Origin of the sequence: Micromonospora sp. NPDC048986, assembly GCF_040649335.1 — a bacterium.
In the GTDB taxonomy this organism is placed as follows: domain Bacteria; phylum Actinomycetota; class Actinomycetes; order Mycobacteriales; family Micromonosporaceae; genus Micromonospora; species Micromonospora alfalfae.
The window spans coordinates 32,946-58,226 of record NZ_JBEZFJ010000015.1 but is presented as its reverse complement, the minus strand read 5'-3'; the positions used below and the strand labels follow the sequence as shown (position 1 = coordinate 58,226).

At 71.9% G+C, this 25,281-nt stretch carries 24 protein-coding genes; 13 read left to right on the top strand and 11 right to left on the bottom strand.

All coding sequences use genetic code 11. The annotated features are described in order from the left end of the window. Positions 1 to 8: 8 nt before the first annotated feature. The 4 genes from AB0B94_RS26740 to AB0B94_RS26725 are packed head-to-tail and all read right to left on the bottom strand — an operon-like array spanning position 9 to position 4,970. Positions 9 to 2,066, bottom strand: a complete 2,058-nt coding sequence (locus AB0B94_RS26740) for a penicillin acylase family protein (protein WP_357286102.1) — start codon at positions 2,064 to 2,066, stop codon at positions 9 to 11. Further along, positions 2,063 to 2,887 carry an ABC transporter ATP-binding protein gene (locus AB0B94_RS26735; RefSeq protein ID WP_145788821.1) on the bottom strand — a complete coding sequence of 275 codons (825 nt, stop codon included), beginning with the start codon at positions 2,885 to 2,887 and terminating at the stop codon, positions 2,063 to 2,065. The genes AB0B94_RS26740 and AB0B94_RS26735 overlap by 4 nt, the downstream gene beginning before the upstream one ends. Positions 2,888 to 2,916: 29 nt before the next feature. After that, entirely contained in the window at positions 2,917 to 3,945 is a 1,029-nt protein-coding gene (locus tag AB0B94_RS26730) for an iron chelate uptake ABC transporter family permease subunit (protein ID WP_357286097.1), read from the bottom strand. After that, entirely contained in the window at positions 3,942 to 4,970 is a 1,029-nt protein-coding gene (locus AB0B94_RS26725) for an iron chelate uptake ABC transporter family permease subunit (protein ID WP_357286518.1), read from the bottom strand. The genes AB0B94_RS26730 and AB0B94_RS26725 overlap by 4 nt, the downstream gene beginning before the upstream one ends. A gap of 157 nt (positions 4,971 to 5,127) precedes the next feature. On the opposite strand from AB0B94_RS26725, the gene AB0B94_RS26720 reads away from it, so the two are divergent. From AB0B94_RS26720 to AB0B94_RS26700, 5 genes are all read left to right on the top strand, one after another. Next, entirely contained in the window at positions 5,128 to 6,159 is a 1,032-nt protein-coding gene (locus AB0B94_RS26720; RefSeq protein ID WP_357286094.1) for an ABC transporter substrate-binding protein, read from the top strand. An 80-nt stretch (positions 6,160 to 6,239) separates the two neighbouring features. Next, positions 6,240 to 7,778, top strand: coding sequence for an aspartate aminotransferase family protein (locus tag AB0B94_RS26715; RefSeq protein ID WP_357286091.1), 1,539 nt, complete (start codon positions 6,240 to 6,242; stop codon positions 7,776 to 7,778). 35 nt (positions 7,779 to 7,813) lie between these two features. Beyond that, entirely contained in the window at positions 7,814 to 9,091 is a 1,278-nt protein-coding gene (locus AB0B94_RS26710) for a SidA/IucD/PvdA family monooxygenase (RefSeq protein ID WP_357286515.1), read from the top strand. After that, positions 9,088 to 9,696, top strand: coding sequence for a GNAT family N-acetyltransferase (locus AB0B94_RS26705; RefSeq protein ID WP_357286084.1), 609 nt, complete (start codon positions 9,088 to 9,090; stop codon positions 9,694 to 9,696). The genes AB0B94_RS26710 and AB0B94_RS26705 overlap by 4 nt, the downstream gene beginning before the upstream one ends. Continuing rightward, a complete protein-coding gene (locus AB0B94_RS26700; protein ID WP_357286081.1) occupies positions 9,693 to 11,540 on the top strand; it encodes an IucA/IucC family siderophore biosynthesis protein in 1,848 nt (615 codons plus the stop codon). The genes AB0B94_RS26705 and AB0B94_RS26700 overlap by 4 nt, the downstream gene beginning before the upstream one ends. An 84-nt stretch (positions 11,541 to 11,624) precedes the next feature. Here the strand turns inward: AB0B94_RS26700 and AB0B94_RS26695 are convergent, their stop codons facing one another. Further along, positions 11,625 to 12,098 (bottom strand): MarR family transcriptional regulator, encoded by a 474-nt coding sequence (locus AB0B94_RS26695; RefSeq protein WP_238669158.1) that lies wholly within the window; start codon positions 12,096 to 12,098, stop codon positions 11,625 to 11,627. A 137-nt stretch (positions 12,099 to 12,235) separates the two neighbouring features. Between AB0B94_RS26695 and AB0B94_RS26690 the strand changes: the two genes are divergently transcribed. Next, positions 12,236 to 12,796: an NAD(P)H-dependent oxidoreductase gene (locus AB0B94_RS26690; RefSeq protein WP_112672976.1), complete on the top strand. Its 561-nt coding sequence runs from the start codon at positions 12,236 to 12,238 to the stop codon at positions 12,794 to 12,796. Between the two features lie 56 nt (positions 12,797 to 12,852). On the opposite strand, the gene AB0B94_RS26685 is transcribed toward AB0B94_RS26690, so the two are convergent. Next, complete coding sequence (locus AB0B94_RS26685; RefSeq protein WP_357286075.1) at positions 12,853 to 13,791, bottom strand: SDR family NAD(P)-dependent oxidoreductase; 939 nt, start codon at positions 13,789 to 13,791, stop codon at positions 12,853 to 12,855. A 152-nt stretch (positions 13,792 to 13,943) separates the two neighbouring features. Between AB0B94_RS26685 and AB0B94_RS26680 the strand changes: the two genes are divergently transcribed. Continuing rightward, complete coding sequence (locus tag AB0B94_RS26680; RefSeq protein WP_357286069.1) at positions 13,944 to 14,849, top strand: LysR family transcriptional regulator; 906 nt, start codon at positions 13,944 to 13,946, stop codon at positions 14,847 to 14,849. A gap of 16 nt (positions 14,850 to 14,865) precedes the next feature. Here the strand turns inward: AB0B94_RS26680 and AB0B94_RS26675 are convergent, their stop codons facing one another. Then, complete coding sequence (locus AB0B94_RS26675) at positions 14,866 to 15,783, bottom strand: RNA polymerase sigma-70 factor (RefSeq protein WP_357286066.1); 918 nt, start codon at positions 15,781 to 15,783, stop codon at positions 14,866 to 14,868. Then, positions 15,780 to 16,982, bottom strand: a complete 1,203-nt coding sequence (locus AB0B94_RS26670; RefSeq protein WP_357286063.1) for an FAD-dependent oxidoreductase — start codon at positions 16,980 to 16,982, stop codon at positions 15,780 to 15,782. Before AB0B94_RS26670 ends, AB0B94_RS26675 begins: the two co-directional genes overlap by 4 nt. 125 nt (positions 16,983 to 17,107) lie before the next feature. On the opposite strand from AB0B94_RS26670, the gene AB0B94_RS26665 reads away from it, so the two are divergent. Then, a complete protein-coding gene (locus AB0B94_RS26665; RefSeq protein ID WP_357286060.1) occupies positions 17,108 to 18,391 on the top strand; it encodes an MFS transporter in 1,284 nt (427 codons plus the stop codon). A 151-nt stretch (positions 18,392 to 18,542) separates the two neighbouring features. Here the strand turns inward: AB0B94_RS26665 and AB0B94_RS26660 are convergent, their stop codons facing one another. After that, positions 18,543 to 19,028 (bottom strand): GNAT family N-acetyltransferase, encoded by a 486-nt coding sequence (locus AB0B94_RS26660; protein WP_357286057.1) that lies wholly within the window; start codon positions 19,026 to 19,028, stop codon positions 18,543 to 18,545. Between the two features lie 133 nt (positions 19,029 to 19,161). Here AB0B94_RS26660 and AB0B94_RS26655 point away from each other — a divergent pair, with 133 nt between their 5' ends. Beyond that, the gene (locus AB0B94_RS26655) at positions 19,162 to 19,824 is read left to right on the top strand and encodes a fasciclin domain-containing protein (protein ID WP_357286054.1); all 663 of its coding nucleotides are present in this window, start codon (positions 19,162 to 19,164) and stop codon (positions 19,822 to 19,824) included. A 52-nt stretch (positions 19,825 to 19,876) separates the two neighbouring features. On the opposite strand, the gene AB0B94_RS26650 is transcribed toward AB0B94_RS26655, so the two are convergent. Continuing rightward, on the bottom strand, positions 19,877 to 20,896 hold the full coding sequence (locus AB0B94_RS26650) for an aminoglycoside phosphotransferase family protein (RefSeq protein WP_357286051.1): 1,020 nt from the start codon (positions 20,894 to 20,896) through the stop codon (positions 19,877 to 19,879). After that, the gene (locus AB0B94_RS26645; protein ID WP_357286048.1) at positions 20,893 to 21,966 is read right to left on the bottom strand and encodes a LacI family DNA-binding transcriptional regulator; all 1,074 of its coding nucleotides are present in this window, start codon (positions 21,964 to 21,966) and stop codon (positions 20,893 to 20,895) included. Before AB0B94_RS26645 ends, AB0B94_RS26650 begins: the two co-directional genes overlap by 4 nt. Before the next feature lie 93 nt (positions 21,967 to 22,059). Between AB0B94_RS26645 and AB0B94_RS26640 the strand changes: the two genes are divergently transcribed. From AB0B94_RS26640 to AB0B94_RS26625, 4 genes are all read left to right on the top strand, one after another. After that, positions 22,060 to 22,404: a cupin domain-containing protein gene (locus tag AB0B94_RS26640; protein ID WP_357286045.1), complete on the top strand. Its 345-nt coding sequence runs from the start codon at positions 22,060 to 22,062 to the stop codon at positions 22,402 to 22,404. Next, positions 22,397 to 23,113 carry a cupin domain-containing protein gene (locus AB0B94_RS26635; protein WP_357286041.1) on the top strand — a complete coding sequence of 239 codons (717 nt, stop codon included), beginning with the start codon at positions 22,397 to 22,399 and terminating at the stop codon, positions 23,111 to 23,113. Before AB0B94_RS26640 ends, AB0B94_RS26635 begins: the two co-directional genes overlap by 8 nt. A gap of 168 nt (positions 23,114 to 23,281) precedes the next feature. Further along, positions 23,282 to 24,250 (top strand): ABC transporter permease, encoded by a 969-nt coding sequence (locus AB0B94_RS26630; RefSeq protein WP_357286037.1) that lies wholly within the window; start codon positions 23,282 to 23,284, stop codon positions 24,248 to 24,250. Positions 24,251 to 24,273: 23 nt separating this feature from the next. After that, a complete protein-coding gene (locus AB0B94_RS26625) occupies positions 24,274 to 25,278 on the top strand; it encodes an ABC transporter substrate-binding protein (RefSeq protein ID WP_091400123.1) in 1,005 nt (334 codons plus the stop codon). The last annotated feature ends 3 nt before the right edge of the window (positions 25,279 to 25,281 follow it).

The window sequence follows — 25,281 nt, the reverse complement described above, 5'->3', positions numbered from 1 at the left end:
CGGCGCCGTCAGCCCCGTTCCTCGGCGAGCTGGTCCCAGTCCGTGATGACCGGCAGCAGGTCGCCGGCCAGCCAGGCGGCGCTCTGGTCGTCGTGGTGCCTGTCGCCGGGCACCCCGCACGTGCCCAGGGGGACCACCCAGCGGCTGTCCGAGCGGCGGGCCAGGTCCCAGACGAAGCGCGCCGCCGGCCCCCGGAAGCACCAGTGGGTGACCCCGGGCACGCTGGAGGTGGCCAACACACAGTCGTGGTCACCGTCGAGCCGGGGGCCGGGCCCGGTGTCCGGGCCGGGCAGGGCCCGCCACGGCGCCAGCCGGTGCAGGTCCCCCCAGGGCACCTGCCGGGCTGCCGCGTCGGCGACCTCCTCGGCGGCCGCGCCCACCAGCGCGGCGATGTCCACGCCGGGCATCGGGGTCGCGCCGAGCAGGTGCTCCAGCGCGTGACCGACCCGCGGCGTCAGCGCCAGCCAGGGCGCGAACACCTCGGGGTACGCGGGCGGCTCGGCCAGCGCGGCCAGCGCCGGGTGGGCGGCGATCCGACGTACGACAGCCGCCCGCAGGATGGCGTAGGCCGCCGCGTCCGTGCTGTCGGCGGCCATCCGGCGGTCCCAGCGCAGCAGCCGTTCACGCAGCGCGGCGGCGGCCGGACCGAGCCCCGTCGACTCGGCGAGGACCGCCAGCAGCGGCCCGGCCGCGCCCAGGTACGTGTCGGTGTGCACCGAGGCCATCTCGTCGGCCGTCCAGGCCGAACGGGCGTCGAGCAGCTCGGCGATGCGATGCGCCCGGTGCGCTGCGGCGAACTCCACACCGAGCGGTGCCGCCAGCCCGCGCTCGTTGGCCATCACCGACCTACCGACCACCTCGGCGCTGGGCATCGGCGCGTGCCAGCCCTGCCAGGCGTACGCGGTGTCCCATCCGGGGACCACCCGCCGACCGTTTTCCGGGTGCCGTACCGGCACCGCGCCGGCGACCCGGTGCAGCAGCCCTCCGGCGGTGTCCGCCGCCTGCACCACGTTGACCGGCTCCACCCAGTGCCGCAGGGCGTGGTCCACATCGGCCACGGTGCGGGCGCGCAGCAGCTCCGGCAGCGTCGCGAAACCGAGGTCACCCCGAACCCGGGGCGGGTAGCGCAGGCTGACGGCACTCTCGTCGTCCGGCCCACCGGCGATCACCGGACCACGATCGGTCTCCACCACCTCGACCTCGACCGGGTCGGCCCCGGCCACCTCGATCGTTTCGACGTGGCGGTGCGCCGGTCGCCAGCCGTCCGGGCCGAGCGCCTGCACCCGGGGGCCGTCGCGGCGCAGCCGCTCCGCGTACACGTCCTGGTAGTCGGCCATCGCGTTGGTGATCGCCCAGGCCACCGGACCGGTGTGCCCGAAGTGCGCGATGCCCGGCACACCCGGCACCGCCAACCCGACCACGTCGTACTCCGGGCAGGCCAGCCGGATCTGCTGGTAGACGCCGGGATCCTCGATGAACCGGTGCGGATCGCCGGCGAGCAGCGCCGCCCCGGTGCCGGTGCGCTCGGCGGCGAGCAGCCACCCGTTGCTGCCGGCCACGGCGGGCCCGTCGGTGGCGAACCTGTCGACCGCGTCCGGCCCGAGTCGCTGCGCCACGTGCTCGCGCCAGAGCTTGCCGGGGAACCCGGCGAACAGGATGTGGTGGCCCAGCCAGACCGCGAGCGGCGTCCACGGCTCCCACCGACCAGGGCGCAGCCCGGTGGCGGCGAACTCCGGTGACCGGGCCGCCCCGGCGGCGAGGCTGGCGTTGACGCCGTCCACGTAGGCGCCCACCCACTCGGCGGTCGCCGGGTCCAGTGCCGCGTGGCAGCGGCGTGCGGTGTCGTCGAGCCGGACCTGCCGGACGAAGCGGTCCCAGCCGAGCGCGTCGGGGCCGAGGAACGCCGCGCTGGTGCCCTGGGCGCGGTGCCGTTCCACCTCGATCTGCCAGGCCCGGTCGTACGCGGTCACCCGGCCCTGCGCCGTGGCGAGGGCGAGCGGGTCGTCGGCCCGCAGGTGCGGAACCCCCCACGGGTCACGGAAACGCCGGGCGCTGCGCTCGCTCACGCCGGCTCCGGGGCCACTGTGGTGGCCCGGCGTCGGGCCGCGGGGACGACCAGCGGGGTGCCCGTCTCCGGGTCGTCGATCACCCGGCAGGGCAGCCCGAACACCTCCGCCACCAGGTCGGCGGTGACCACCGACGCCGGCTCCCCGGCGGCCACCACCCGTCCGTCGCGCATGGCGATCAGGTGGGTGGCGTAGCGGGCCGCGTGGTTCAGGTCGTGCAGCACCGCGACAAGGGTGCGGCCCTGCTCCTCGTGCAACCGGGCGCAGAGGTCCAGGATCTCGATCTGGTGGGCGATGTCGAGGTACGTGGTCGGCTCGTCGAGCAGCAGCAGGGGCGTCTGCTGGGCCAGTGCCATGGCGATCCAGACCCGTTGCCGCTGCCCGCCGGACAGTTCGTCCACCGCCCGGTCGGCGAGGTCGTCGACACCGGTCGCGGCCATCGACTCCTCGACCACCCGTTCGTCCTCGCGGGACCACTGCCGCAGCAGCCCCTGGTGGGGGTAGCGACCCCGGGCGACCAACTCGGCGACGCTGATGCCGTCCGGTGCGATCGACGACTGCGGCAGCAGGCCGAGTGTCCGGGCCACGGTGCGGGCCGGCAGATCGTGAATGTCGCGTCCGTCCAGCAGCACCGCACCGGCGCTGGGGCGCAGCATCCGGGACAGCGCGCGCAGCAGCGTCGACTTGCCGCACGCGTTCGGGCCGATGATCACCGTGAAGGATCTGTCGGGCACCGCCACTGTCAGGTTCTCGGCGATGGTGCGCTGGTCGTAGGCGAGGGTCAGCGCGGTGCCGCCGAGTCGGGAATCGCCGGGTCGCATGGGTGCTCCTTCGAGGGCGTCACTGGTGTTCACAGCCGGCCGGCCCGACGTTCCATCGCCAGCAGCCAGACCAGGTAACCGCCGCCGATCACGCCGGTCACCACGCCGACCGGGAGTTGGTGCCCGGCGAACGCGCGCTGCGCCACAAGGTCGGCCCCGACCAGCAGCGCCGCGCCGACGGCCATCGACGGCAGCAGGTTCGGACCAGGGGCCCGGGTCAGTCGTTTCGCCACGTGCGGGGCGACGAGCGCCACGAAGGACACCGGCCCGGCGGCGGCTGCCGCGAACGAGACCAGCAGCACGGCGGCAGCGAGCAGTACCAGGCGCAGCCGGCGTACCGGCACCCCCAGGGCGCTGGCCGCGTCGTCGCCCAACTCCATCATCCGCAGCGCCGGAGCGCAGCCGACGAGCACCAGCGGCGCCAACAGGACCAGGACGGCGAGCAGCGGCCCGGCGTTTGCCCAGCCCCGTCCGTCCAGGCTGCCGGTGAGCCAGAGCACCGCGCGGGCGGCTTCCATCAGGGGCGCCCGGGTCAGCAGGTAGCCGTTGACGCCGGTCAGGATCGCGGCCACCCCGATGCCGACCAGGATGAGCCGGTAGCCGTGCACTCCGCGCCGCCAGGCGAGCGCGTAGATCACCAGACCGGTGCCGAGGCCACCGACGACCGCCGCGCCGGCCAACGCCAGGCTGCTGCCACCGAGGACGACCACCACCAGCGCGCCGGTCGACGCGCCCTGGGTGAAGCCCAGAATGTCCGGGCTGCCCAACGGGTTGCGTACCAGCGACTGGAACACCGTGCCGGCGAGCGCCAACGCCGCGCCGACCACCACTGCGGTGACCAGCCGGGGCAGGCGCAGTTCGAGCACGATGAACTGCTCCGCGACGGTGCCGCCGCCGGTCAGCGTGCGGAGCACGTCCGCCGGCCCCATCGGGTAGTCACCACTGCCCAGGGCCACCAGGCCGAAGCCGGCGGCGAGCACCGCCGCGCCGGCACCGACGCCCAACGCGCGGGGCCGGAACCGCAGCGACAACCCCCATGAGGTACGCAGAACTGTCACGGTTGCGCCACCGGTCGGCGGGTGACCAGCCACAGGAAGAGCGGGCCGCCCAGCACGGCGGTCACCATGCCTACCTGGAGTTCTCCGGGGCGGCCCAGCACCCGGCCGAGCACGTCGGCGCCGAGCAGCAGCGCGGGTGAGAGCACCGCGCAGTACGGCAGCAGCCAGCGCAGGTCCGGGCCGGTCAGGGCACGGACCAGGTGCGGCACGAGCAGCCCGACGAAGACGATCGGCCCGCACGCGGCGGTCGCCGCGCCGCAGAGCAGGGTGACGGCGACGATGACGGCGGCGCGGATCAGCGCGGGTCGAGCGCCGAGGGCTCGCGCCGCGTCGTCGCCGAGCGCCAGCGCGTTCAGCGGACGGGCGGCACCGAGCGCGACCAGCAGCCCGACGAGGATGAACGGCAGCACCCGGGTGACGGTCGCGGAGTCCGCGCTGGCCAGCGAGCCGACGGTCCAGAAGCGCAGCCGCTCCAGCGACGCGGTGTCCAGCAGCATCACCGCGCTCACGTAGGAGTAGAGGGTGGCGTTGAGCGCGGCTCCGGCCAGCGCGAGCCGGGCCGGTGTGGCGCCGCGTCCGCCGCCTACGGCGTAGACGAGCGCGGTCACCGCCGCCGCGCCGAGCAGCGCGAACCAGACGTACCCGCCGACGGCGGTGACGCCCAGGAACGCGGCGGCGGTGGCGACGGCCGCGGACGCGCCGGCGTTGATGCCGAGTAGCCCGGGGTCGGCGAGTGGGTTGCGGGTGAGGGCCTGCATGACCGCGCCCGCCACACCGAGGGCGGTGCCGGCGAGCAGCCCGAGCAGGGTGCGGGGTAGGCGCATCCGGTGCACCACCGCGTACTCGGTGGCGTCGCGGTGCAGCAACCCGGACCAGACGTCGGCGAGCGGCATGGCCTTCGCGCCGACCGCGATGCTGAGCACCACGATCACCGCGAGCAGTGCCACGGCGCTGACCAGCCCGGCGGCGCGGGCCGCCCGACGGCCACGCCGGCTCGGGGGTACGGCCGCTTCGCTGGCCGGCACGGGTGGTGCCGGTCGGGTGACTGTGGGTGTGGCGTCCAGTGTGGGCTCCGGGGTGGTGGCGACACGACGTACCGCTGTTGACAATGACCGAGGTTAGGCTAACCTAACCCCGCTGCCCTGGTCGACCCCGGCCAACCCTTGATCGAAAGACAACACCATGCCCGATGCCCTGTCCGCCCGCCGCCTCTCCCGCCGTGGCCTGCTGGCCGCCGGTGGCGCTGCCACACTGGCCACCCTGCTTGCCGCCTGTGGCACCGACGACGCCGCGAAACCCGCCGCCGGCAACGGAAACGGCCCCTGGTCGTTCACCGACGACCGCGGCACGAAGGTAGCGGCGGCGGCCCGTCCGACCCGCGTGGTGGCCTTCACCGGCGTGGCGGCGGCACTGATCGATTTCGGTCTCGACAAGCAGCTCGTGGGCGTGTTCGGTGAGACCAAGCGCGCCGACGGCACTGCCGAGCCGCAAGCCGGGGACCTGAACGTCGAGGGCGTCGAGATCCTCGGCAACGTGTGGGGCGAGTTCAGCCTGGAGAAGTACGCGGCGCTGCGCCCCGAACTGCTTGTCACCCACATGTACGACCCGGACGCGCTCTGGTACGTGCCGGACGAGAGCAAGGCCAAGATCCTCCCGCTGGCGCCCAGTGTGGCGATCACCACCGCCCGGGTGCCGATGACCAAGCCCATCGAGCGGTACGCGGCGCTGGCCGAGTCGCTCGGCGCGGACCTGTCAGCGAAGAAGGTCACCGACGGAAAAGCCCGCTTCGACGCCGCCGCCGAGGCGGTCCGGCAGGCGGTCAAGGCCAACCCCGGGATCACTGTGATGGCCTGCTCCGGCAGCCCCGACCTCTTCTACGTCTCCAACCCGAAGGTCAGCACCGACCTGATGTACTTCGCCGAGTTGGGCGTCGACATCGTGGTCCCCACCAAGCTCGAAGCCGGCGACTACTTCGAGGCGCTGAGCTGGGAGAGCGCCGGCAAGTTCCCGGCCGACCTGATCCTGCTCGACAACCGCAGCACCGCTCTACAGGCCAAGGACCTCACCGCCAAGCCGACCTGGCAGCAACTGCCGGCGGTCAAGGCCAACCAGGTGAGCCCGTGGGACGCGGTGCCCCGCTTCTCGTACGCCGGCTCCGCGCCGCTGTTGGAGAACCTCGCCACCGCCATCCGGAACGCGAAGAAGGTCAGCTGACGGAAACCACATCCCGAGGCGCATCGCCGCGCCCGGGGTGGATTCCGGCTGCCCTCGTGGAGAACGTGGAAGGACATTCCGTGACCGTGCCGACGTACCCAGTCGAGACCACCACGCCGCCACCGGCGTCAACCGCCGCGCGGGCCCAGCTGCTGCATGGCGGCTCGGTCGAGCAGTACCGCCGGACAATCGCCGACGGCGTCGACCGGGTCGCCCGTCGGGTCGCCACAGTGGACCGTCCCGGCACCGGAATCACGCCGGCCGAACTGGCCCCCCTTGTCGACCGGGTGGACCTGGACCGTCCGCTGGGCGACGCCGGCGCCGCCCTCGACGAGCTGGAGGACGTCTACCTGCGCGACGCCGTCTGGTTCCACCACCCCCGCTACCTGGCCCACCTCAACTGCCCGGTGGCCATCCCGGCACTGCTCGGCGAGTCGGTGCTGACCGCCGTGAACTCCTCACTGGACACCTGGGACCAGAGCGCCGGGGCCACCCTCATCGAGCGCCGGCTGATCGACTGGACGGCCGAGCGGATCGGACTCGGTCCGCATCCGGACGGGGTCTTCACCAGCGGCGGCAGCCAGTCCAACCTCCAGGCGCTGCTGTTGGCCCGGGAGGAGGCGTGCGTCGACGCCATCGGCCCGGCGGCGCGCGCGGAGCTGCTGCCCCGGCTGCGCGTGATCACCTCCGCTGCCGGCCACTTCAGCGTGCAGAAGTCGGCCAAACTGCTCGGCCTCTCCCCGGACGCGGTCATCGCGGTGGCCACCGACACCCGGCGACGGATCAGCGCGGCAGCGGTCAGTGCGGAGATCGTGCGGTGCCGCCAGGCCGGGCTCGTGGTGATGGCCGTCGTCGGCACCGCCGGCACCACAGACTTCGGCTCGATCGACCCGCTCACGGAGCTGGCCGGGATCTGCGCGGCAGCCGACGTCTGGCTGCACGTGGACGCCGCGTACGGCTGCGGTCTGCTCGTCTCACCGACGCGCCGGCACCTGCTCGACGGCATCGAGCGTGCCGACTCGGTGACAGTGGACTTCCACAAGTCGTTCTTCCAGCCGGTCAGCTCCAGCGCGCTGCTGGTCCGCGACCGGCGGACGTTGCGGCACGTCACGTACCACGCCGACTACCTCAACCCGGCCCGGATGGTGGAACAGCGCATCCCCAACCAGGTCGACAAGAGCCTGCAGACCACCCGCCGCTTCGACGCGCTGAAGCTCTGGCTCACCCTGCGGGTGATGGGCCCGGACGCGCTCGGCGGGCTCTTCGACGAGGTCGTCGACCGGGCCGCCGACGCCTGGCAGCTGGTCAGCGAGGATCCGCGCTTCGAGGTGGTGACGCGCTCGGAGCTGAGCACTGTGGTGTTCCGGTACCTGCCCACCGGCTCCGGCCGGGAGTTGGCCGACGCCGCCAACCTGCACGCCCGGGAGGCCCTCGCGGCGTCCGGTCTCGCAGTGGTCGCCGGGACCCGGGTGGATGGCCGGCACTTCCTGAAGTTCACACTGCTCAACCCGGAAACCACAGTCGACGACGTCGGGTACGTGCTCGACCTGATCGCCACCCACGCCGGCCGGTACGTGCACGACCACGTCGACGCCGACCTGACCTGCCACGTCGGCTGACGCCGGTGACCACGAACCCGCGCCTGGAGACCCCGATGTCCACCCACGACTTCGTCGCCATCGGGTTGGGCCCGTACAACCTGGGCCTGGCCTGCCTCACCGCGCCCATCGACGAGCTCGACGGCGTGTTCCTGGAGGCGCGGCCGAGCCTCGCCTGGCACCCCGGCATGCTGCTGGAGTCCGCCCGGTTGCAGACCCCGTTCATCGCCGACCTGGTCAGCCTCGCCGATCCGACGTCGCCGTACTCCTTCCTCAACTACCTCAAGGAGATCGGCCGGCTGTACCCGTTCTACATCCGGGAGAGCTTCTACCCGCTGCGCAGTGAGTACGACGCGTACTGCCGGTGGGCGGCGGCGAAACTGCCGAACCTGCGCTTCGGTCACAGCGTGACAACTGTGGAGTACGACACCGCCGACGAGCGGTACGTGGTGCGGGCCAGCACCGGCACGGGGGAGACGGTGGAATACCGGGCCCGGCACCTGGTGCTCGGCACCGGCACCCCGCCGCACCTGCCCCCGGCCGTGGCCGAGTTGCCCGGTGACGCCGTGCACAACTCCCACTACCTGGAGCAGCGCTCGGCGCTGCGCGCCAAGCGCAGCATCACAGTGGTGGGCAGCGGGCAGAGCGCCGCCGAGATCTACCACGACCTGCTCGGCGACATCGACCGCTACGGCTACCAGCTCAACTGGGTGACCCGGTCGCCGCGGTTCTTTCCGCTCGAATACACCAAGCTGACGCTGGAGATGACCTCGCCGGACTACGTGGACTACTTCCACGCCCTGCCCGAGGCGACCCGCTACCGGCTGGAGTCCGAGCAGAAGGGCCTGTTCAAGGGAATCAACGCCGACCTGATCAACGACATCTTCGACCTGCTCTACGCGCACAGCGTCGACGGGCCGGTGAACACCCGCCTGCTCACCAACACCGAGCTGGTCAGCGCCGAGCACCGGGACGGGCAGTACACGCTGGGGTTGCGTCAGGTGGAACAGGAACGCGACTTCGTCCTGCGTACCGAGGGCCTCGTCCTGGCCACCGGCTACCACTACCGGGTGCCGGAGTTCCTCACGCCGGTGCGGGACCGGATCCGCTGGGACGCGCACGGCCGCTTCGACGTGGCCCGCAACTACAGCATCGACCACAGCGGGCGGGGCATCTTCCTACAGAACGCGGGCACCCACACGCACAGCATCACCTCACCGGACCTGGGCATGGGCGCCTACCGCAACTCCTGGATCATCAGCGAGCTGCTCGGCCGGGAGCACTACCCGATCGAGAAGAGCATCACCTTCCAGGAGTTCGGGGTGTCGTCGTGACCACCGTCTTCACCCACGTCGACGACAGGCTCGGTGAGTTCGCGCTGCGGCCGCTCGATTCGGACGCCGACGCGGCGCTGCTGCACACCTGGGTGACCCACCCGAAGGCGGCGTTCTGGATGATGCAGGACGCCGACCTGGCCCAGGTCACCGAGGAGTACCGGCGCATCGTCGAGCACCCGCACCACGACGCGTACCTCGGCCTGTGGCGGGGGAGTCCCGCCTTCCTGGCGGAGCGCTACGACCCGGCCCACGTCGAGCTGGTCGGCCTGTACGACCACCAGCCCGGTGACGTGGGCATGCACTTCCTCTGCGCGCCGGTCGACGCGCCGGTGCACGGCTTCACCCGGGCGGTGATCGGCACCGTCATGGCGTGGCTCTTCGCCGATCCGACGACCCGACGGGTGGTGGTCGAACCGGACGTGCGCAACACCGCTGTGCACGCGCTGAACGCCGCCGTCGGCTTCACCGTCGTCGGCCCGATCGTCAAGCCCGAGAAGGACGCGCTGCTCAGCGTCTGCACCCGGGCCCAGTTCCAGGCCGCCGCCGATCGCGCCACTGTCGACAGCGCCGCTGCCACCCGAACCGAAGGAGCCCCGGCGTGACCACCACCGCCGTCCCCACCCACACGCCAGTCGCCACCGCGCACAGCGCCTCCGGCGACCCGGTCGGGCACCTCACCCCGCAGCGCTGGGCCCGGGCCAACCGGCTGCTGGTCCGCAAGGCTCTCGCCGAGTTCACCCACGAGCGGCTGCTTCGCCCGGAGGCCGTGACCGGCCCCGATGAGCGGCAGTGGTACGAGGTCCGCAGCGACGACGGCACCGTCGCCTACCGGTTCGCGGCGCGGGTGCTCGCCCTGGCGCACTGGCAGATCGACGCGGACAGCATCACCCGACACCGCGACGGCACGTCAGTGGCCCCCGACGCGGTGGACCTCATCGTCGAACTGCGCGACACCCTCGGGCTCTCCGCGCGGGTGCTCCCGGTCTACCTGGAGGAGATCACCTCGACGCTGGCGGGTACGGCGTACAAGCTGGCCCAGGCCGCGCCGAGCGCCGCCGAGCTGGCCGAGGCGGACTTCCAGACCATCGAGACCTCGATGACCGAGGGCCATCCGTGCTTCGTGGCGAACAACGGCCGGCTCGGCTTCGGCGTCGACGAGTACCACCGGTACGCCCCGGAGGCCGCCGCGCCGGTGCGGCTGGAGTGGCTGGCCGCGCACCGGGACCACTCGACGTTCAGCAGCGCCGCCGACCTCGACTACGACACGCTCATCGAGCGCGAGTTGGACGCCGAGACCCGGGCCCGGTTCGCGGGCACCATGGCCGATCTCGGGCTGGACCTCGCCGACTACCACCTGATCCCGGCGCACCCGTGGCAGTGGTGGAACAAGCTGGCTGTCACCTTCGCCGGCGAGTTGGCCCAGCGGCGGCTGGTGCACCTCGGGCCCGGGCCGGACGTGTACCTCGCCCAGCAGTCCATCCGAACCTTCTTCAACGTCAGCGAGCCGGGGCGGCACTACGTCAAGACCGCGCTGTCGGTGCTGAACATGGGCTTCATGCGGGGGTTGTCGGCGGCGTACATGGCGGCCACCCCGGCGATCAACGACTGGCTGGCCGACCTGATCGCCGGCGACGAGGTGCTGACCGGCACCGGCCTGACAGTCATCCGGGAGCGAGCCGCTGTGGGTTACCGGCACCGGCAGTACGAGGCGGCGACCGAGCGCACCTCCCCGTACCGCAAGATGCTGGCAGCCCTGTGGCGGGAGAGCCCGGTGCCCGAGCTGGCGCCGGGGCAGCGGCTGTCCACCATGGCCGCGCTGCTGCACGTCGACGACGAGGGCGGGTCACTGGCGGCCGCGCTGATCGCCCGGTCCGGCCTGGCGCCCGAGGTGTGGCTGCGTCGCTACCTGGACGCGTACCTGACCCCGCTGCTGCACAGCTTCTACGCCCACGATCTGGCCTTCATGCCGCACGGCGAGAACGTCATCCTGGTCCTCGACGAGCAGGACACCGTCCAGCGGGTGATCTTCAAGGACATCGCCGAGGAGATCGCGGTGATGAGCGACAGGGTCGAGCTGCCGGCGGCGGTGGAGCGGATCCGCGTCGAGGTGCCCGACGACACCAAGCTGCTGAGCATCTTCACCGACGTGGTGGACTGCTTCCTGCGGCACCTCAACGCCGTCCTGGTCGAGGCCGGTGTGCTCGCCGAGGACGACTTCTGGCGCACTGTCGCTGCCTGCGCCGCCGACTACTTCGACCGGGTGCCGCACCTGGCCGAACGGGTCCGCCACTACGACCTGTTCGCGCCGGAGTTCACGCTGTCCTGCCTCAACCGGCTGCAACTGCGCGACAACCAGCAGATGATCGACCTGGCCGACCCGTCCGCGGCGCTCCAGTTCGTCGGCACCCTCACCAACCCGCTCGCCGCCCACGCCCCGGCCCGGTGATCGCTGTCGCGTGTGGTCGGCGCGCACGCCAGCGGGTGCAGTAGGCGAATGGGCGGGTTGCCGACCGACCGGGCCGGCGCTGGCTCAGTCGGTCGGCTCTGCCGTGCCGGCCTGCTGGAACGCGCGGGCCAACGCGGCGAGGTCGAGGCCCTCGAAGTGCTGGAGGAACCGGCGGCGTACGGCGGCCAGGTGACTCGGCCAGGATTCCTCCAGGCGGGCGTAGCCCGCGTCGGTGAGGACGGCGTTCCACCCGCGCGCGTCCTCCTCGCACCGTTCCCGACGGACCAGGCCCTGCGTCTCCAGCCTGATGATCGTGCGGGTCATGCCGCTGAGGGAGAGGTGGCAGAGCGCGGCGAGCTCGTTCATGCGCATCCGCCGGTCCGGTGTCTCGGAGAGGTTCATCAGCGCCGTGTACTCGGTGAGCGGTAGCTGACGGTCACCGACCATGTCCGCGTCGATCGCGCGGGGCAGCACGTGCATGACCTGACCCAGGGCGCGGACCAGCGCTTCCTCGTCTGGGGTGAGGGGTTGCGGAGTCGCTGCGGAGGTGTTGGACATCCTCGTATCATACTTGTTTGACCGAGCAAGTGCTCACCCTCCGTGTGACCACGCCCATAGGCCACATATTTGCTTGACCAATCAAGCACCGGCTAGCGTTCCGGTCGTCAGGCAAGGACCTCTGAAAGGCGCCACACATGACCAGGATCGGGATCATCCTCGGAAGCACCCGCCCGGGGCGTAACGGCGAGGCCGTCGCCCGCTGGGTGCTCGAGATCGCCAAGCAGCGCTCCGACGCGGAGTACGAGCTGATCGACCTGCTCGACTACCAGCTGCCGCACCTCGACGAGGCGTACCCGCCCTCGATGGGCCAGTACACCCAGCCGCACACCAAGCGGTGGGCCGAGACGATCGCGTCGTTCGACGGGTTCGTCATCGTCACCCCCGAGTACAACCACTCGACCTCGGGCGCCCTGAAAAACGCGATCGACTTCCTCTACGCCGAGTGGAACAACAAGGCCGTCGGCTTCGTCAGCTACGGCTCGGTCGGCGGGACGCGCGCCGTGGAGCACCTGCGTCTGATCTCCGGTGAGCTCCAGATGGCCGACGTGCGCTCGCAGGTCGCCCTGTCGCTCTTCACCGACTTCGAGAACTTCAGCGTCTTCAAGCCCAACCAGTTCCACCAGGACTCGCTGACCGCCACGCTCGACCAGGTGGTCGCCTGGAGCACCGCGCTCGCCCCGCTGCGCAAGGGCTGAGCGGTTCGCGTCGTCCGGAAACGGCCGCGGGGGATCCCACGGCCGTTCCCGGACGTTCAGGCACGCTCCGCGCCGGCGAACAGATCCAGCGAGAGCTGCCACAGTCGCGCCGCCGCCGCGGGGTCGATCGCGTGGTCGGCGACGCCGCGCAGCGGGTCCGCCGGGTCGTGGCGCACCGCCTGCGCACAGTCCTCGAAGTACCGGCCGCCGATGCCCTCCAACTGCGGCCCGGCGGCGAGCAGCACGGACGTCGCGGCTCCCTGCTGCGGGGTCTTGAAATCGAATGCCGGAAGCTGCGCGTAGTCCTGCTCGGTGAGGTGCCGTCCCAGGTTGGTGGCGACCGCGCCCGGATTGGCCACGTTGACGGTGATGCCGTCGCCGGCCCAACGCCGGTTCGCCTCGACAGCGAACAGCGCGGTGGCGGTCTTCGACTCGCCGTAGGCGAGCAGCCGGTCATACCGGCGTTCCCGGAAGTTGACGTCCTCGAAGACCATCGGGGCCTGAACGTGGGCGATGGAACTCAGCGACACCACGCGGGCCCGACCGGCCGCGGCGAGGGCCCGGTGCAGGCCGTTGGCGAGCGCGAAGTGGCCGAGGTGGTTGGTGGCCAACTGCAACTCCCAACCCTCCGCCGTGCGCATCTCCGGGGTCGCCGACACCCCGGCGTTGTTGACCAGGATGTGCAGGGGCCCGTCCCAGGCGGCCACGAACTCGGCGACCGACCGCTGGTCGGACAGGTCCAAGGGCGCGACCCGGAGCAGGCGGTTCGCGGTCCCGGCGGCGATCTCCCGCGCGGTCCGCTCGCCGGCCCGCACGTCCCGTACCGCCAGTGTCACCTCGGCGCCCGTCATGGCCAGCGCCCGGGCGGTCTGCACCCCGATGCCCGACGAGGCGCCGGTGACGATGGCGCGTCGCCCGGTCAGGTCGACACCGGCCACGACGTCGGCGGCGGTGGACCGGGCGTTGAACGGCGTGCTGACGCGTGATCCCGACATGATCGATTTCCTTCGGTAGGTGTCCTCGCGTGACAGTGGCAGCTCGCCGTACAGGCGTACGGCGTGCCGGCACCGCCCTCCGCACCGATCGTGCGCGGAGGTCTACGCGGACCGCCAACACGCGCTTCCTGGCGTGGCTACAGTCTGTTCCTGTGGCCACGCCTGAGCTGCGACAACTGCGGTACTTCCTGGTCCTCGCTGAGGAGCTGAGCTTCACCCGGGCCGCCGCCCGCCTGATGATCGCCCAGCAGTCGCTCTCGCAGCAGATCACCGCGCTGGAACGCGCCCTCGGGGCGAAACTGTTCGACCGCGACAGCCGCGGCACCACCCTCACCGACATCGGCGCCCTGTTCGTGCCCGAGGCGCGCGCCGTGACCGACCGCGCCGAGCAGGCCGTCGCCGTCGTGGGGCGGGCCCTGCGGGGTGAGGTCGGCACCCTCCGGCTCGCCTTCCTGACCACAGTCGCCAACCACCTGCTGCCCCCGGTGGTCCGGGCGGTCCGCCACCACCTGCCCGACCTGCACCTGACCACCGAGTCCACAAGCATCGCGCCCCTGGTCCAGGGCGTTCTCGACGGGCAGTTCGACGTCGCCTTCACCCGGACCCCGCTCGTTCCCGGCCTGGAGTCCAGGAGACTGACCACCGAACCGGTCTGCGCGGTGCTGCCCGAGGGCCACCCGCTCGCCGGGCGCGACGAGTTGACCCTCGCCGACCTGGCCAACGAACAGTGGGTCATGACGCCGCGCGGCTCCTGGGAACCCTGGCACCGTGCCTACGAGGAGCAGTTCCGGGAAGCGGGCTTCGTACCGACAGTCGTTCAGGAGGAGGCCGGCGTGCAGAGCCTCCTCGGCCTGGTCGCCGCCGGACTCGGCGTCACCCGACTCGCCTGCTCGGCGGCGAGTCTCCGCCGCACCGGCGTGGTGTTCGTCCCGCTGGCCGGCGCCTACGCGTACACCGAGATGGTGTGGTTGGCGGGCAATACCGCGCCTGGGCTGCGCCGGTTCCTGGACGTGGTCACCGAGCTCGCGGCGACGACCGACCTCACCAGCACCGGCTGACGGGGAGTCGGCCGGCTCAACGCGTCGCGAGGTGGTGGGTGGTGCCGTCGGCGACGGCGCGAAGCTTGTCGGGGTTGGCGACGTTGTGGATGGCGGTGATGCGGCCGTCGGCGTCGATGTCGAAGGAGACGGTGGCGACCACCCGACCCGCACCGCTGAACACCAGACCCGGCCCCCGGTTGATCTCGACCAGGGCGGCGCGCATGTCGTGCGGCGCAACCCCCTGGTAGGTGACGGTGCCGATGGCCGCGAACCACGCGGCGACAGTTCCCGCACCCCTGACGGGACGCAGTGCCTGCCGGACCTTACCGCCACCGTCGGTCCACAACGCGACGTCGGGGGACAGCAGCTCCAGCAGGGTGTTGATGTCGCCACCGGTCGCGGCGGCGAGGAACCGCTCGGTGACCCCCCGTTGCTGCGACCGGTCCGCCGTGAAACGTGGCCGCTGGCCCCGCACATGCTCGCGGGCACGGTGGGCGGTCTGGCGGACCGCGGCCTCGGAGCGCTCCACCGCCGCCGCGATCTCCGCGTGGCTGAAGTCGAAGACCTCCCGCAGGACGAACACGGCGCGTTCGAGTGGGCTGAGAGTCTCCAGCACCACCAGCATCGCCATCGACACCGACTCGGCGTCGGTGACGGCGTCGGCGGCGTCCCCTTCGGTCAGCACGGGCTCGGGCAACCACGGCCCCGGATAGGTCTCGCGGTGGTGCCGGGCCGAGCGTAGGCGCTGCAACGCGAGGTTCGACACGATGCGGGCGAGGTACGCCCTGGGGTCGGCGACCTGGGAGCGGTCTGCCGAGGACCAGCTGATCCAGGCGTCCTGCACGGCGTCCTCGGCATCGGCCGCGCTGCCGAGGATTCGGTAGGCCACCGAGAACAGCAGGTTGCGGTGACTGTGGAACACCTGCTCGTCGGCGTCCGGCGGGTGCGTCACCGCGCGTCCCGCAGGCGGGTGAGGCGGCCACCACGCGGCCAGAACGCGCCGGAGGAGGGCAACCGCGACATGCGACGGTAGGTCGGCCAGGGCGAAGCGCTCACGGTTTCCTTGTACCAGACCGCCATCCGCCCGGTCAGACACCCGCGGCGAGGGCTGTCGTCGGGGTGGGTGAACTGCACCACCGCGTCGTTTCGACCCAGGCTCACCGGCGTGTGGTAGTAACCGAACCGGAACGGCCTGGGTTGCCTGCCCCGCAGCGCGCGAGCGATCGACACCGCCGCGTGCACGCCGGTCGGCATGCCGCTCTGGCAGGTGCCGTGCAGCACCCCGTACCCCTGCCGGATGGCTGCCGCATCGCCGATCGCGTACACCTCGGGGTGCGACACCGACCGCAACGCCGAGTCGGTGACGACGCGACCGCGTTCGTCGACGGTCAGCCCGGCGGCGGCGGCCAGCGGCGCCACCCGGGTGCCACCCGTCCAGAGCACGACGTCGGCCGCCACGGTCTCCACACCGGCCAGTTCGACAGCGTCGGGCCGGACAGCGGTGACCGCCGCTCCGGTGATCACCTGGACGCCGAGGCGGGTCAGCGCTCCCCGCAGGTACGCCCGGGCCTTCGGGTTCATGCCCGCTCCCGGGTCCTGCTGGCCCACCAGCGTGACACCGACCTCCGGGTGCCGTTCCGCGATCTCCGCGGCCGCCTCGACCCCGGTCAACCCGGTGCCGACCACGACGACAGTGCCGGCGCCGAGCCGTGCCAGTCGGTCCGCCAGCGTGGTCGCGCCGCTCGGAGCGTCCAGGGCGTACGCGTGCTCCTCGACGCCAGGGACCGCCGCCGTGTCCGTCACGCTGCCCAACGCGTAGACCAGGGTGTCGTAGCGCAGCACCCGGCTGTCGTCGACGCGGACGGTCTTCGCGTTGGCGTCCACAGCGGTCACCCAGCCGCGCACGAACTGCGCACCCGTTCCCGCCAGCAGCTCAGGGATGTCCAGCTCGGCGAGCCGCTGCCCGGTCGCCGTCATGTGCAACCGGAGGCGCTCGGTGAATCGCTCCTGCGCGTTGACCACCGTCACCTGCACGTCGGCCCGCCTGGTCCGGGCCGCGAGTTGGGTCGCCGCGGCCAGGCCCGCGTAGCCCGCGCCGAGGATCAGCACGTGGTGTGTGCCCGCCGGGACCTGTCGTTGCGCTGTGTTCATTGTTTCGCCTCTCTGATCGACGTGACGACCATGAGATGCGTGCCGCTCGTCGGTTCGTGACATGGCAGCCCTGTGGCGCCCGTCACGGCCAGCGTCGGACGACCACGTTGACTACCCTTGGCGCGATGAGCCGATCTGCCACAAACGGGCGGACTCCGCTCTGGAGGGACCGGACCTTCGGCACGTACTGGGTCGCGCAGTCACTCTCGGCGGCGGGTGACTCGTTCGCCTACCTGGCGGTGCCGCTGCTGGTGCTCCAGGCGACCGGGTCGGTGGCGAAGATGGGCCTGCTCACCGCCGTCGCGGGCGCGGCGTCAGTCGTCGCCGGGATCTTCGGTGGGGTGCTCGTCGACAGGTACGACCGCCGCACCCTGATGATCGTGGCGGACCTGACCCGGCTGGTGCTCTACGCGGTGGTGCCACTGGCGTGGCTCGCCGGCCCGCAGGTCTGGCTGCTCTTCGTCGTGCTGCCGATCTGCGAGGCAGCCGGCATGCTGTTCCAGGTCGCCGCGGTGACCGCGGTCCGTAACCTCGTCGACTCCGATCGGATCACCGAGGCCAACGGCCGGTTGCAGGCGACGTACGCGGCGGCGGCCGTCCTCGGGCCGCTGCTCGCCGGTGTGGTGGCGGCCCGCTTCGGCCCGGCCACCGCCATCGCCGTCAACGCGGCGAGCTTCGCGCTCTCGGCTTCCGGCCTGTGGTTGATCCGCCTGCGTCCCGTTCAGGTGGACGAGGGGATGGCCCGGCAACGCCCGCTGGCTGAGTTCCTTGCCGGGGCGCGGTTCCTGTGGCGGCAGCCCGTGCTGCGCGCGCTGACAGTCCTGTTGTCGGTCTTCATCTTTCTCACCTACGGCTTCGTCGACGTGCTGATCTACCACGTCACGCACGACCTCGGCGGCTCGTCGGGCACCGTCGGCACGGTGCTCGGCCTGGCGGCGTTGGGCACTGTCGCCGGTGCGCTGCTGGTGGCCCCGCTGCGCCGTCGTCGTGGCTTCGGCGCCACCTGGATCGGCGCGCACGCGATCTGCGGTTTCGCCGTGGCGGGGGTCGGCATCGCCAACACCGTGCCGGCGGTCACCACGCTGACCGCTGTGTACCTGTGCTGTGTCAGTGTCGGCGGGATCTGTTCGATGTCCCTGCGTCAGGAGATCACCCCCGATCACCTGCTGGGCCGGGTGACGTCGGCGTTCTGGAGCACGCACTACGCCCTCGGTCCGGCCGGCGCTGTCGTGCTGACCTGGGCCGCCGGCCGGTACGGGACTCCGGCGGTCACGCTCGCGGCGGGCGCGGGATGCCTGCTGGTCGCGGTCGGCGGCCTCTTCACCCCGATCCGTCGTGCCGGCGCGGAGCCGGTCGCCGGGCAGCCCGGGCTGCTGGGCCCGGCTCCGGCCGCCGGCACCGTTAGTTAAGACGCTTTGGAGCTGATGTCGTAAACGATTCAGGCCGTGGGGAAGATCCGGACGGCCCAACCAGCGGCCGATTCGTTTGTGACATCAGCTCCAAAGGCGCCGACCACCACAGTGGCCTCCCGCGCGAGCCGAGCGGGCGCGGAGGTTGGTTTCAGAACTCCTGGTACATCACGTGCAGGCCGACCCGGCCGAGGGTGGGGTGACGGAACGCGCCCGGCACGGTGCCGACCACCTCGAAGCCCTCCCGCTGGTACAACCGCACCGCCGACCCGTTGCTCTCGGCCACTGCGTTGAACTGCATGCCGGCGTACCCCTGCTGGCGGGCCCAGGTCAGGGCGTCGCGGCACAGCGCGGTCCCCACGCCCCGGCCCCGCGCGGCGGCGGCGACCATGAAGCTGGCGGTGGACACGTGCGCGCCCGGACCGGGCCTGTTGGTGCCCATCTTCGCGGTGCCGAGCACCCGCTCGCCGTCGACCGCGACGACGGTCCGCGCCGGCGCCGCCTCGACCCACATGCCGTACGACTGCTCGGCGGTCATCGCCGGGTCGTAGACGAAGGTCTCCTGTGCCCGGATCACCTCTTCGATGATCGGCCACACCTGCGACCAGTCCTGGTCGACGAACTCCCGAATCAGCACCCGGGGAGGCTAAGCCCCGGACGAGTCCCGGACAACGCGATATCGCGGGCTGCATCCGCGCGGCGTCCCCGGTGCGAAGCATGGGTCGTGACGAGACGTCACGGATCCGGTCGCTTCGACGAAAGGCCCGCTGATGAAGATCGCACGAATCGCCGCCCGGATGGCGGTGGGCGCCGTGGCCACCGCGTTGGCCACCACCACTGTCGCCGTACCGGCCGCCCAGGCCACCAGCAAGCCCACGCCGCTCGGTACGACGTCACTCGCCCAGGTGCTCACCAAGGACAAGAGCGGCTTCGACAGCAACTCGCGTGACTTCGACGTCCTGACGGCGGCCGTGCTGGCCGTGCTGGAGGCCAAGCCGAACTCGCCGGTCAAGGTGCTCACCGACGGCACCGTGGCGCTGACCGCGTTCATTCCCACCGACGCGGCCTTCCAGCAGTTGGTCCGCGAGATCACACAGGCCCGGAAGCTGCCGAGTGAGAGCGCCGCCTTCACCGCCGTGGCCGGGCTGGGCATCGACACCGTCGAGTCGGTGCTGCTCTACCACGTGGTCCCGGGCGCCACCATCGACCGCAGGACGGCGGTCCGGGCCGACGGCACGGACCTGACCACAGCGCTCGGCTCCTCCGTCGAGGTCGACGTACGCACCTACCTGTACTTCTTCCGCCAGGTGCGGCTGGTCGACGCCGACACCAACGACCGTGACGCCCGGGTCGTCTCCTACGACGTCAACAAGGGCAACCGGCAGATCGCGCACGCCGTGGACCGGGTGCTGCGCCCGATCGACCTGCCCTGACCGGGGGCGGGTGGCGTCCGACCACGCGGCGGACGCCACCCGCGCCGGGCCGTCAGCCCGAGGCGAGCGCGGCGAGTTCCTCGTCGAGCAGGGCCGCCAGCCGGGCGTACCGCCCGGGATGGCTGTGCGCGGTCATCGCGCGGCTGGGCATCTCCACAGTCATCAGCAGGTAGAGGTGCAACCGGTAGAGGCCGAGGCGGCGGCGTGCCGAAGCGTTCAGCACCAACGGTTCGGGTGCGCCGGCCTGGTAGCCGCGCAGCACCGGGTGCTCCGGCTCGTCCTCGACGCGCCGGAAGAGCAGCGGCGAGACCAGGTCCAGCAGTGGGTCGCCGTAGAGGAACCGCTCGCCGTCCACCAGGCCGCGCAGCCGTAACCGGCCGGAGCCGTCGGGTGCCGCCAGCACATTGCCGTCCCAGCAGTCGAAGTGCAGCAGCGCCGGTCGACGCACCTCGTCGAGCACGTCGGCGTGCCGCCCCACCAGCGCGCGCAGCTGCTCCGGCGTGACCGGCAGTCGGACGTCCCAGTCGACCGCGTCGGCCAGGAGCGCGTCGAGCATCGCCGTGAACGCCGCCCGCCAGGTCGGCCCGGAGGCCCGGTCATCGTCGTACCCGAACCGCTCACCGGTGATCCGGTGCACCGCGGCGAGGGCCACCCCGAGGTCGTAGCGCGCCGGGCCGTCGTCGACCACGACACCGGCCTCGGCCAGGTCGGCCAGCGACCGGCCGGGCAGCATCGCGGTGACCAACCACTCGCCGTACGCCGGGTCGGCGCCGCGCCCGAGCACCGGGGGGACGGGCACCTGCGGCGCCCGCTGCGCGACGAGCCGGAAGTAGCGCTCCTCGGCGGCGCAGAGCCCGCGCTCGTAGCGCAGCAGCGGCGTTCCGGCCGCCGGGGCCAGCTTCAGCACCACCCGACGGTCGTCGTCGAGCAGCACCCACCAGACCGTCGCGTACCCGCCGCCGGCCAGCGGACCGGCGTCCCGTACCCGGGTGTGTGGCCCGAACGACGCACCGACCAGGTACGCCACGTCGGCGCGGGTGAGGGGCCGCTGGGTCGGGCTGGCACTGGTCACGACGTGTTGTCACCTCGCCGTGCGCGAGGCGCGGAACCCGCTGTGGCGCGGGTGGACCGGGGAACGGGACCGGCGGTGTCGCGGCGGACCAGCTCGGCGGGGAGCACCTCGACCCGGGGGGTCGGTGCTCCGACGCCGAGCACCAGGGACATCGCCCGCACCCCCATGTCGACCAGGGGCAGTCGCACTGTGGTCAGCGCCGGTGTCACGTCCCGGGCGATCGGCATGTCGTCGAAACCCAGCACCGAGATCTGCTGCGGCACTGCCAACCCACGTGTGCGCAGGGTGGCGAGCGCGCCGATGGCCATCGAGTCGTTGAGCGCCACGATCGCGGTCAGCTCCGGGTCGGCGTCGAGTAGCCGGGCGGTGGCCTCCGCGCCACCGTCGCGGTCGAACTCCGCGTACCGGATGCGCGATTCGGGCAGCTCGCGGCCCTGCTCGCTGAGGGCCTGCCGGAGGCCGGCGAGCCGGTCGGTGGTGGTGGTCAGGATGCGCGGGCCGGCGACCACGCCGATCGCCCGGTGCCCCAGAGAGCACAGCTCCCGCCCGGCGAGGTAGCCACCGGTCCGGTTGTCAGGCATCACCGCGTCGCCGGAGTGCTCGTGTCGGCCGATCACCGCCACCCGCCCACCGGTGGCCTCGTACGCGGCGAGCTTCTCGTTGAGTTGCCGGGTGAACGCCTCGTCGTGGTAGCCCGAGCCGGCCAGGATGAGCGCTGCCACCTGGTGGCCGCGCAGCAGCTCCACGTATTCCAGCTCGCGGTCCGGATCCCGGTAGCTGTTGCAGATCATCAGCAGCCGGCCCTGGTCGGTGGCGACCCGTTGCAGCCCCCGGGTGATCTCGGCGAAGTACGGGTCGGAGACGTCGTGCACGATCACGCCGACCGCGCTGCGGTGCGAGCGGGCCAGCAGTTGGGCGTGCGCGTTCGGCACGTACTGCAACTCGGCGACGGCGGCGAGCACCCGTTCGCGCAGCTCGTCGGTGACCGGCTTGCTGCTGCCGTTGATGACGCGGGAGGCGGTGGCGGGCGAGACGCCCGCCCGGCGGGCCACATCGGACAGGGTCGCCATGGCCCACCCCCTCGATCTGTTGACGACGTTTCGTCGCTCCGGCTAGCGTCACCGTACCGCAGAGAAAGCCCTTTCCCGCAGGGAGGCCCGGCCGTGTCCGATCGCTTCGCGGTACGTCAACTTGACGACCTGCCCGCCCGGCGCTGCTCGTGTGGAACCACCCGCCGCGGCTTCATCGCCGAGAGCGAGGGCCAGGCCAGCGTGCATCTGCTCCAGGTGCAGGACGCGGTGACCCACCACCACCGGATCGCCACCGAGTACTACATCGTGCTCGCCGGTGAGGGCGAGATCGAGCTGGACGGCGTCCGGCACCCCGCGAGGCCGATGTCCGCTTTCCTGATCAAGCCGGGCTGTCGGCACCGGGCCATCGGCGATCTGACGGTGCTGCTGGTGTCCCTGCCGGCCGCTGACGACACCGACGAGTACTTCGATGCGTGATCGGCCGGCACCGCTGCCCGGCGGGATCGGGGTGTCCCGGCTGCGCGTCTACGACACGGTGGCCCCGGACGGCCTGGTCGGCGGCACCCCGCACGTGCACCTGTGCTGCACCGAGGGGTACGTGGTGACCGACGGCGAGGGCGTGGTGCAGACCCTGACCATGGCCGGCTGTCGGGAGACGCCGCTGCGGCCGGGGGTGGTGGTCTGGTTCGAGCCGGGCACCGTGCATCGCCTGGTCAACGCCGGCGGGCTGCGCATCGTGGTGCTGATGCAGAACAGCGGCCTACCCGAGGCGGGCGACGCGGTGCTGACCTTCCCATCCGAGGTGCTGGCCGACCCGGCCGCGTACGCCGCGGCGGCGGCGTTGCCCGACGGGGGGGCGCCGGGCGCGGACGTGCGGGCCGCGTACCGCCGCCGGGATCTGGCGGTGACCGGCTTCCAGGCGTTGCGCTCCGGTGGTCCGGCGGCGCTGGCCGCGTTCCACGCCCACGCGATCGCCCTGCGCCAGCCGTTGCTGACGAGGTGGCGGCAGCGGTGGGAGGTCGGCGCGGGCCGCGCCGCCGCCGACACCGCCGCGCAGCTCGACGCCCTGGGGCGGGGGGATCCCGGCCACCTGGGCGACGCCGGGGTGTACGCGGTGAGTGAGCCGGTCGAGCGGGGCCGGTTGGGTATGTGCGGCCTGCTCGACACCTATCCGGCGGCCGGTTGACAGTCCCTTCGGGACTGCTGTCGGCGGCTGCCAGGCATCGGTGGAAACAGATCGAGGAAAGGCCTTGCCCGGCGTGAGGGGGCCGCCTACGCTCCAGGAAAGCGTTTGCCTGATCCGTCGACCGGCCCCGCTCAATGGGCGTCGTGCCGGGCCCCGAGGAGGTTCCGCGTGACCGAGAACTCTTTGGACACGGCGGGCCGGCAGGCCGCCGCCGACCAGGCCGGTGGTGCGCGAGCAACCGCCGCCGGGCCCGGCGGGGTCGGTGCGGACGGCCTCGGCGGCACACGGTCGTCCACTGTGCTGAAGCCGCCGACCGGCGGCGGGCGTCCACCACGTCCCACGCTCGGTCGGCGGGCGGTGACCTTCGCCGACTCGCTCTGGCGCCCGGCGTTGGTGCTCGCGGTCTTCTTCGCCGCCTGGTGGTTCGTGGCGGCCCGCGAGTACGTCCCGAACTACCTGGTGCCCACCCCGGGCCAGGTCTGGGAGACGATGACCACCCAGTGGTCCGAGCTGGCCCGGCACTCAGTGGTGACCCTCTACGAGACGGTGCTGGGCTTCGTGCTGGCGGCCGCGTTGGGTCTGGTCACAGCCGTCGCCATCGCCTACTCCCGCACCCTGGACAAGGCGCTCTACCCGATCGTCCTGTTCGCACAGGTGATCCCGAAGATCGCCATCGCGCCGCTGCTGGTGGTCTGGTTCGGCCTCGGCCTCACCCCGAAGATCATCCTGGCCGTGCTCATCGCGTTCTTCCCGGTGGTCATCTCCGGCGTGGCCGGGCTGCGCTCCACCGACCCGGAGCTGCTCGACCTCGCCGCCACGATGGGCGCCGGGCCGTGGCGCACCTTCCGCAAGATTCGCTTCCCGAACGCGTTGCCGCACCTGATGGCCGGCCTGAAGGTGGCCGTCACCCTCGCCGTGGTCGGTGCCGTGGTCGGTGAGTTCGTCGGCGCCAGCGAAGGGCTCGGCTACGTCCTGTTGCTGGCAAACGGCAACCTCGACGCCCCACTGCTGTTCGCCGACCTGATCCTGATGTCGGCCATCGGCATCGTCCTGTTCGTCCTGGTCGAGATCGCCGAGGCACTGCTCATTCCGTGGCACGCCAGCCGCCGGGCCGGCGTGTCCCTCACCACCTCCTGACCGACCCCATCACGGAGGCACCGATGAAACGCACCGCCACCACCATCCTGGCCACCGCCGCCCTGCTCCTCGCCGCCACCGGCTGCGGCGGGGACGATCCCGCCGGCAGCACCAACGCCGACGGCAGCAAGCAGGTCACCCTCACCCTCAACTGGGTGCCCTACGGCGAGCACGCGCCCTTCTACTACGGCCTGCAGAAGGGCTACTACTCCGCCGAGGGCATCGACCTCAAGATCCTGCCCGGCAACGGCTCCGGCAACACCGTCAAGCAGGTCGCCCAGAAGCAGACCGACTTCGGGTGGGCGGACAGCCCGGTGCTGCTGAAGTCGGTGGCCAGCGGCATGCCGGTACGCAGCCTCGGCGCGTACCTGGAGAAGGGACCCTCCTCCGTGGAGTTCTTCACCGAGGAGAACATCAAGACCCCGGCCGACCTCAAGGGCAAGACCGTCGGCGGCACCCCCGGCGACGCCCTCTACGCGACCTTCCCGGCCTGGCTGGAGAAGAACGGCCTCAAGAAGGACGACGTCAAGGTGGTCAACGTCGACGCCGCCGGCAAGATCGCCGCCCTGGCCGAGGGCAAGGTCGACGCCATCATGGGCTTCTTCCACGACCAGGCGCCCACCATCGAGAGCAAGACCGGCAAGAAGGTCGACGTGCTGCTCTTCGCCGACTACGGGATGAACCTGCTCGGCACCGGCCTGATCGCCAACACCCAGACCCTGCAGAAGGACCCGGAGCTGGTCCGCAAGTTCGTCCGGGCAACCCAGAAGTCCTGGGCCGACGCCGCCCGGGACCCGGCCGGCGCGGTGAGCGCGATGACGGCTCTGGCCGAGAACGAGCCGGCGCCCGAGGTGCTCACCAAGCAGCTCACGCTCAACATGCCACTGATCGGCGCGGACGGCCCGCCCGGGGTGAACACCGAGGCCCAGTGGACCGAGACCATCGACCTGATGTCGCGCTACGCCGAGCTGAAGGACCCGGGAGCGCCCAGCGCGTACTGGGACTCCTCGTACGCGGCGCAGGGGTGACCC

Coding starts and splice junctions, on each gene's coding strand:
- AB0B94_RS26735 (WP_145788821.1), bottom strand. CDS start 2,887: ATGCGACCCGGCGATTCCCGACTCGGCGGCACCGCGCTGACCCTCGCC.
- AB0B94_RS26720 (WP_357286094.1), top strand. CDS start 5,128: ATGCCCGATGCCCTGTCCGCCCGCCGCCTCTCCCGCCGTGGCCTGCTG.
- AB0B94_RS26710 (WP_357286515.1), top strand. CDS start 7,814: ATGTCCACCCACGACTTCGTCGCCATCGGGTTGGGCCCGTACAACCTG.
- AB0B94_RS26695 (WP_238669158.1), bottom strand. CDS start 12,098: ATGTCCAACACCTCCGCAGCGACTCCGCAACCCCTCACCCCAGACGAG.
- AB0B94_RS26690 (WP_112672976.1), top strand. CDS start 12,236: ATGACCAGGATCGGGATCATCCTCGGAAGCACCCGCCCGGGGCGTAAC.
- AB0B94_RS26685 (WP_357286075.1), bottom strand. CDS start 13,791: ATGTCGGGATCACGCGTCAGCACGCCGTTCAACGCCCGGTCCACCGCC.
- AB0B94_RS26670 (WP_357286063.1), bottom strand. CDS start 16,982: ATGAACACAGCGCAACGACAGGTCCCGGCGGGCACACACCACGTGCTG.
- AB0B94_RS26665 (WP_357286060.1), top strand. CDS start 17,108: ATGAGCCGATCTGCCACAAACGGGCGGACTCCGCTCTGGAGGGACCGG.
- AB0B94_RS26655 (WP_357286054.1), top strand. CDS start 19,162: ATGAAGATCGCACGAATCGCCGCCCGGATGGCGGTGGGCGCCGTGGCC.
- AB0B94_RS26645 (WP_357286048.1), bottom strand. CDS start 21,966: ATGGCGACCCTGTCCGATGTGGCCCGCCGGGCGGGCGTCTCGCCCGCC.
- AB0B94_RS26635 (WP_357286041.1), top strand. CDS start 22,397: ATGCGTGATCGGCCGGCACCGCTGCCCGGCGGGATCGGGGTGTCCCGG.
- AB0B94_RS26625 (WP_091400123.1), top strand. CDS start 24,274: ATGAAACGCACCGCCACCACCATCCTGGCCACCGCCGCCCTGCTCCTC.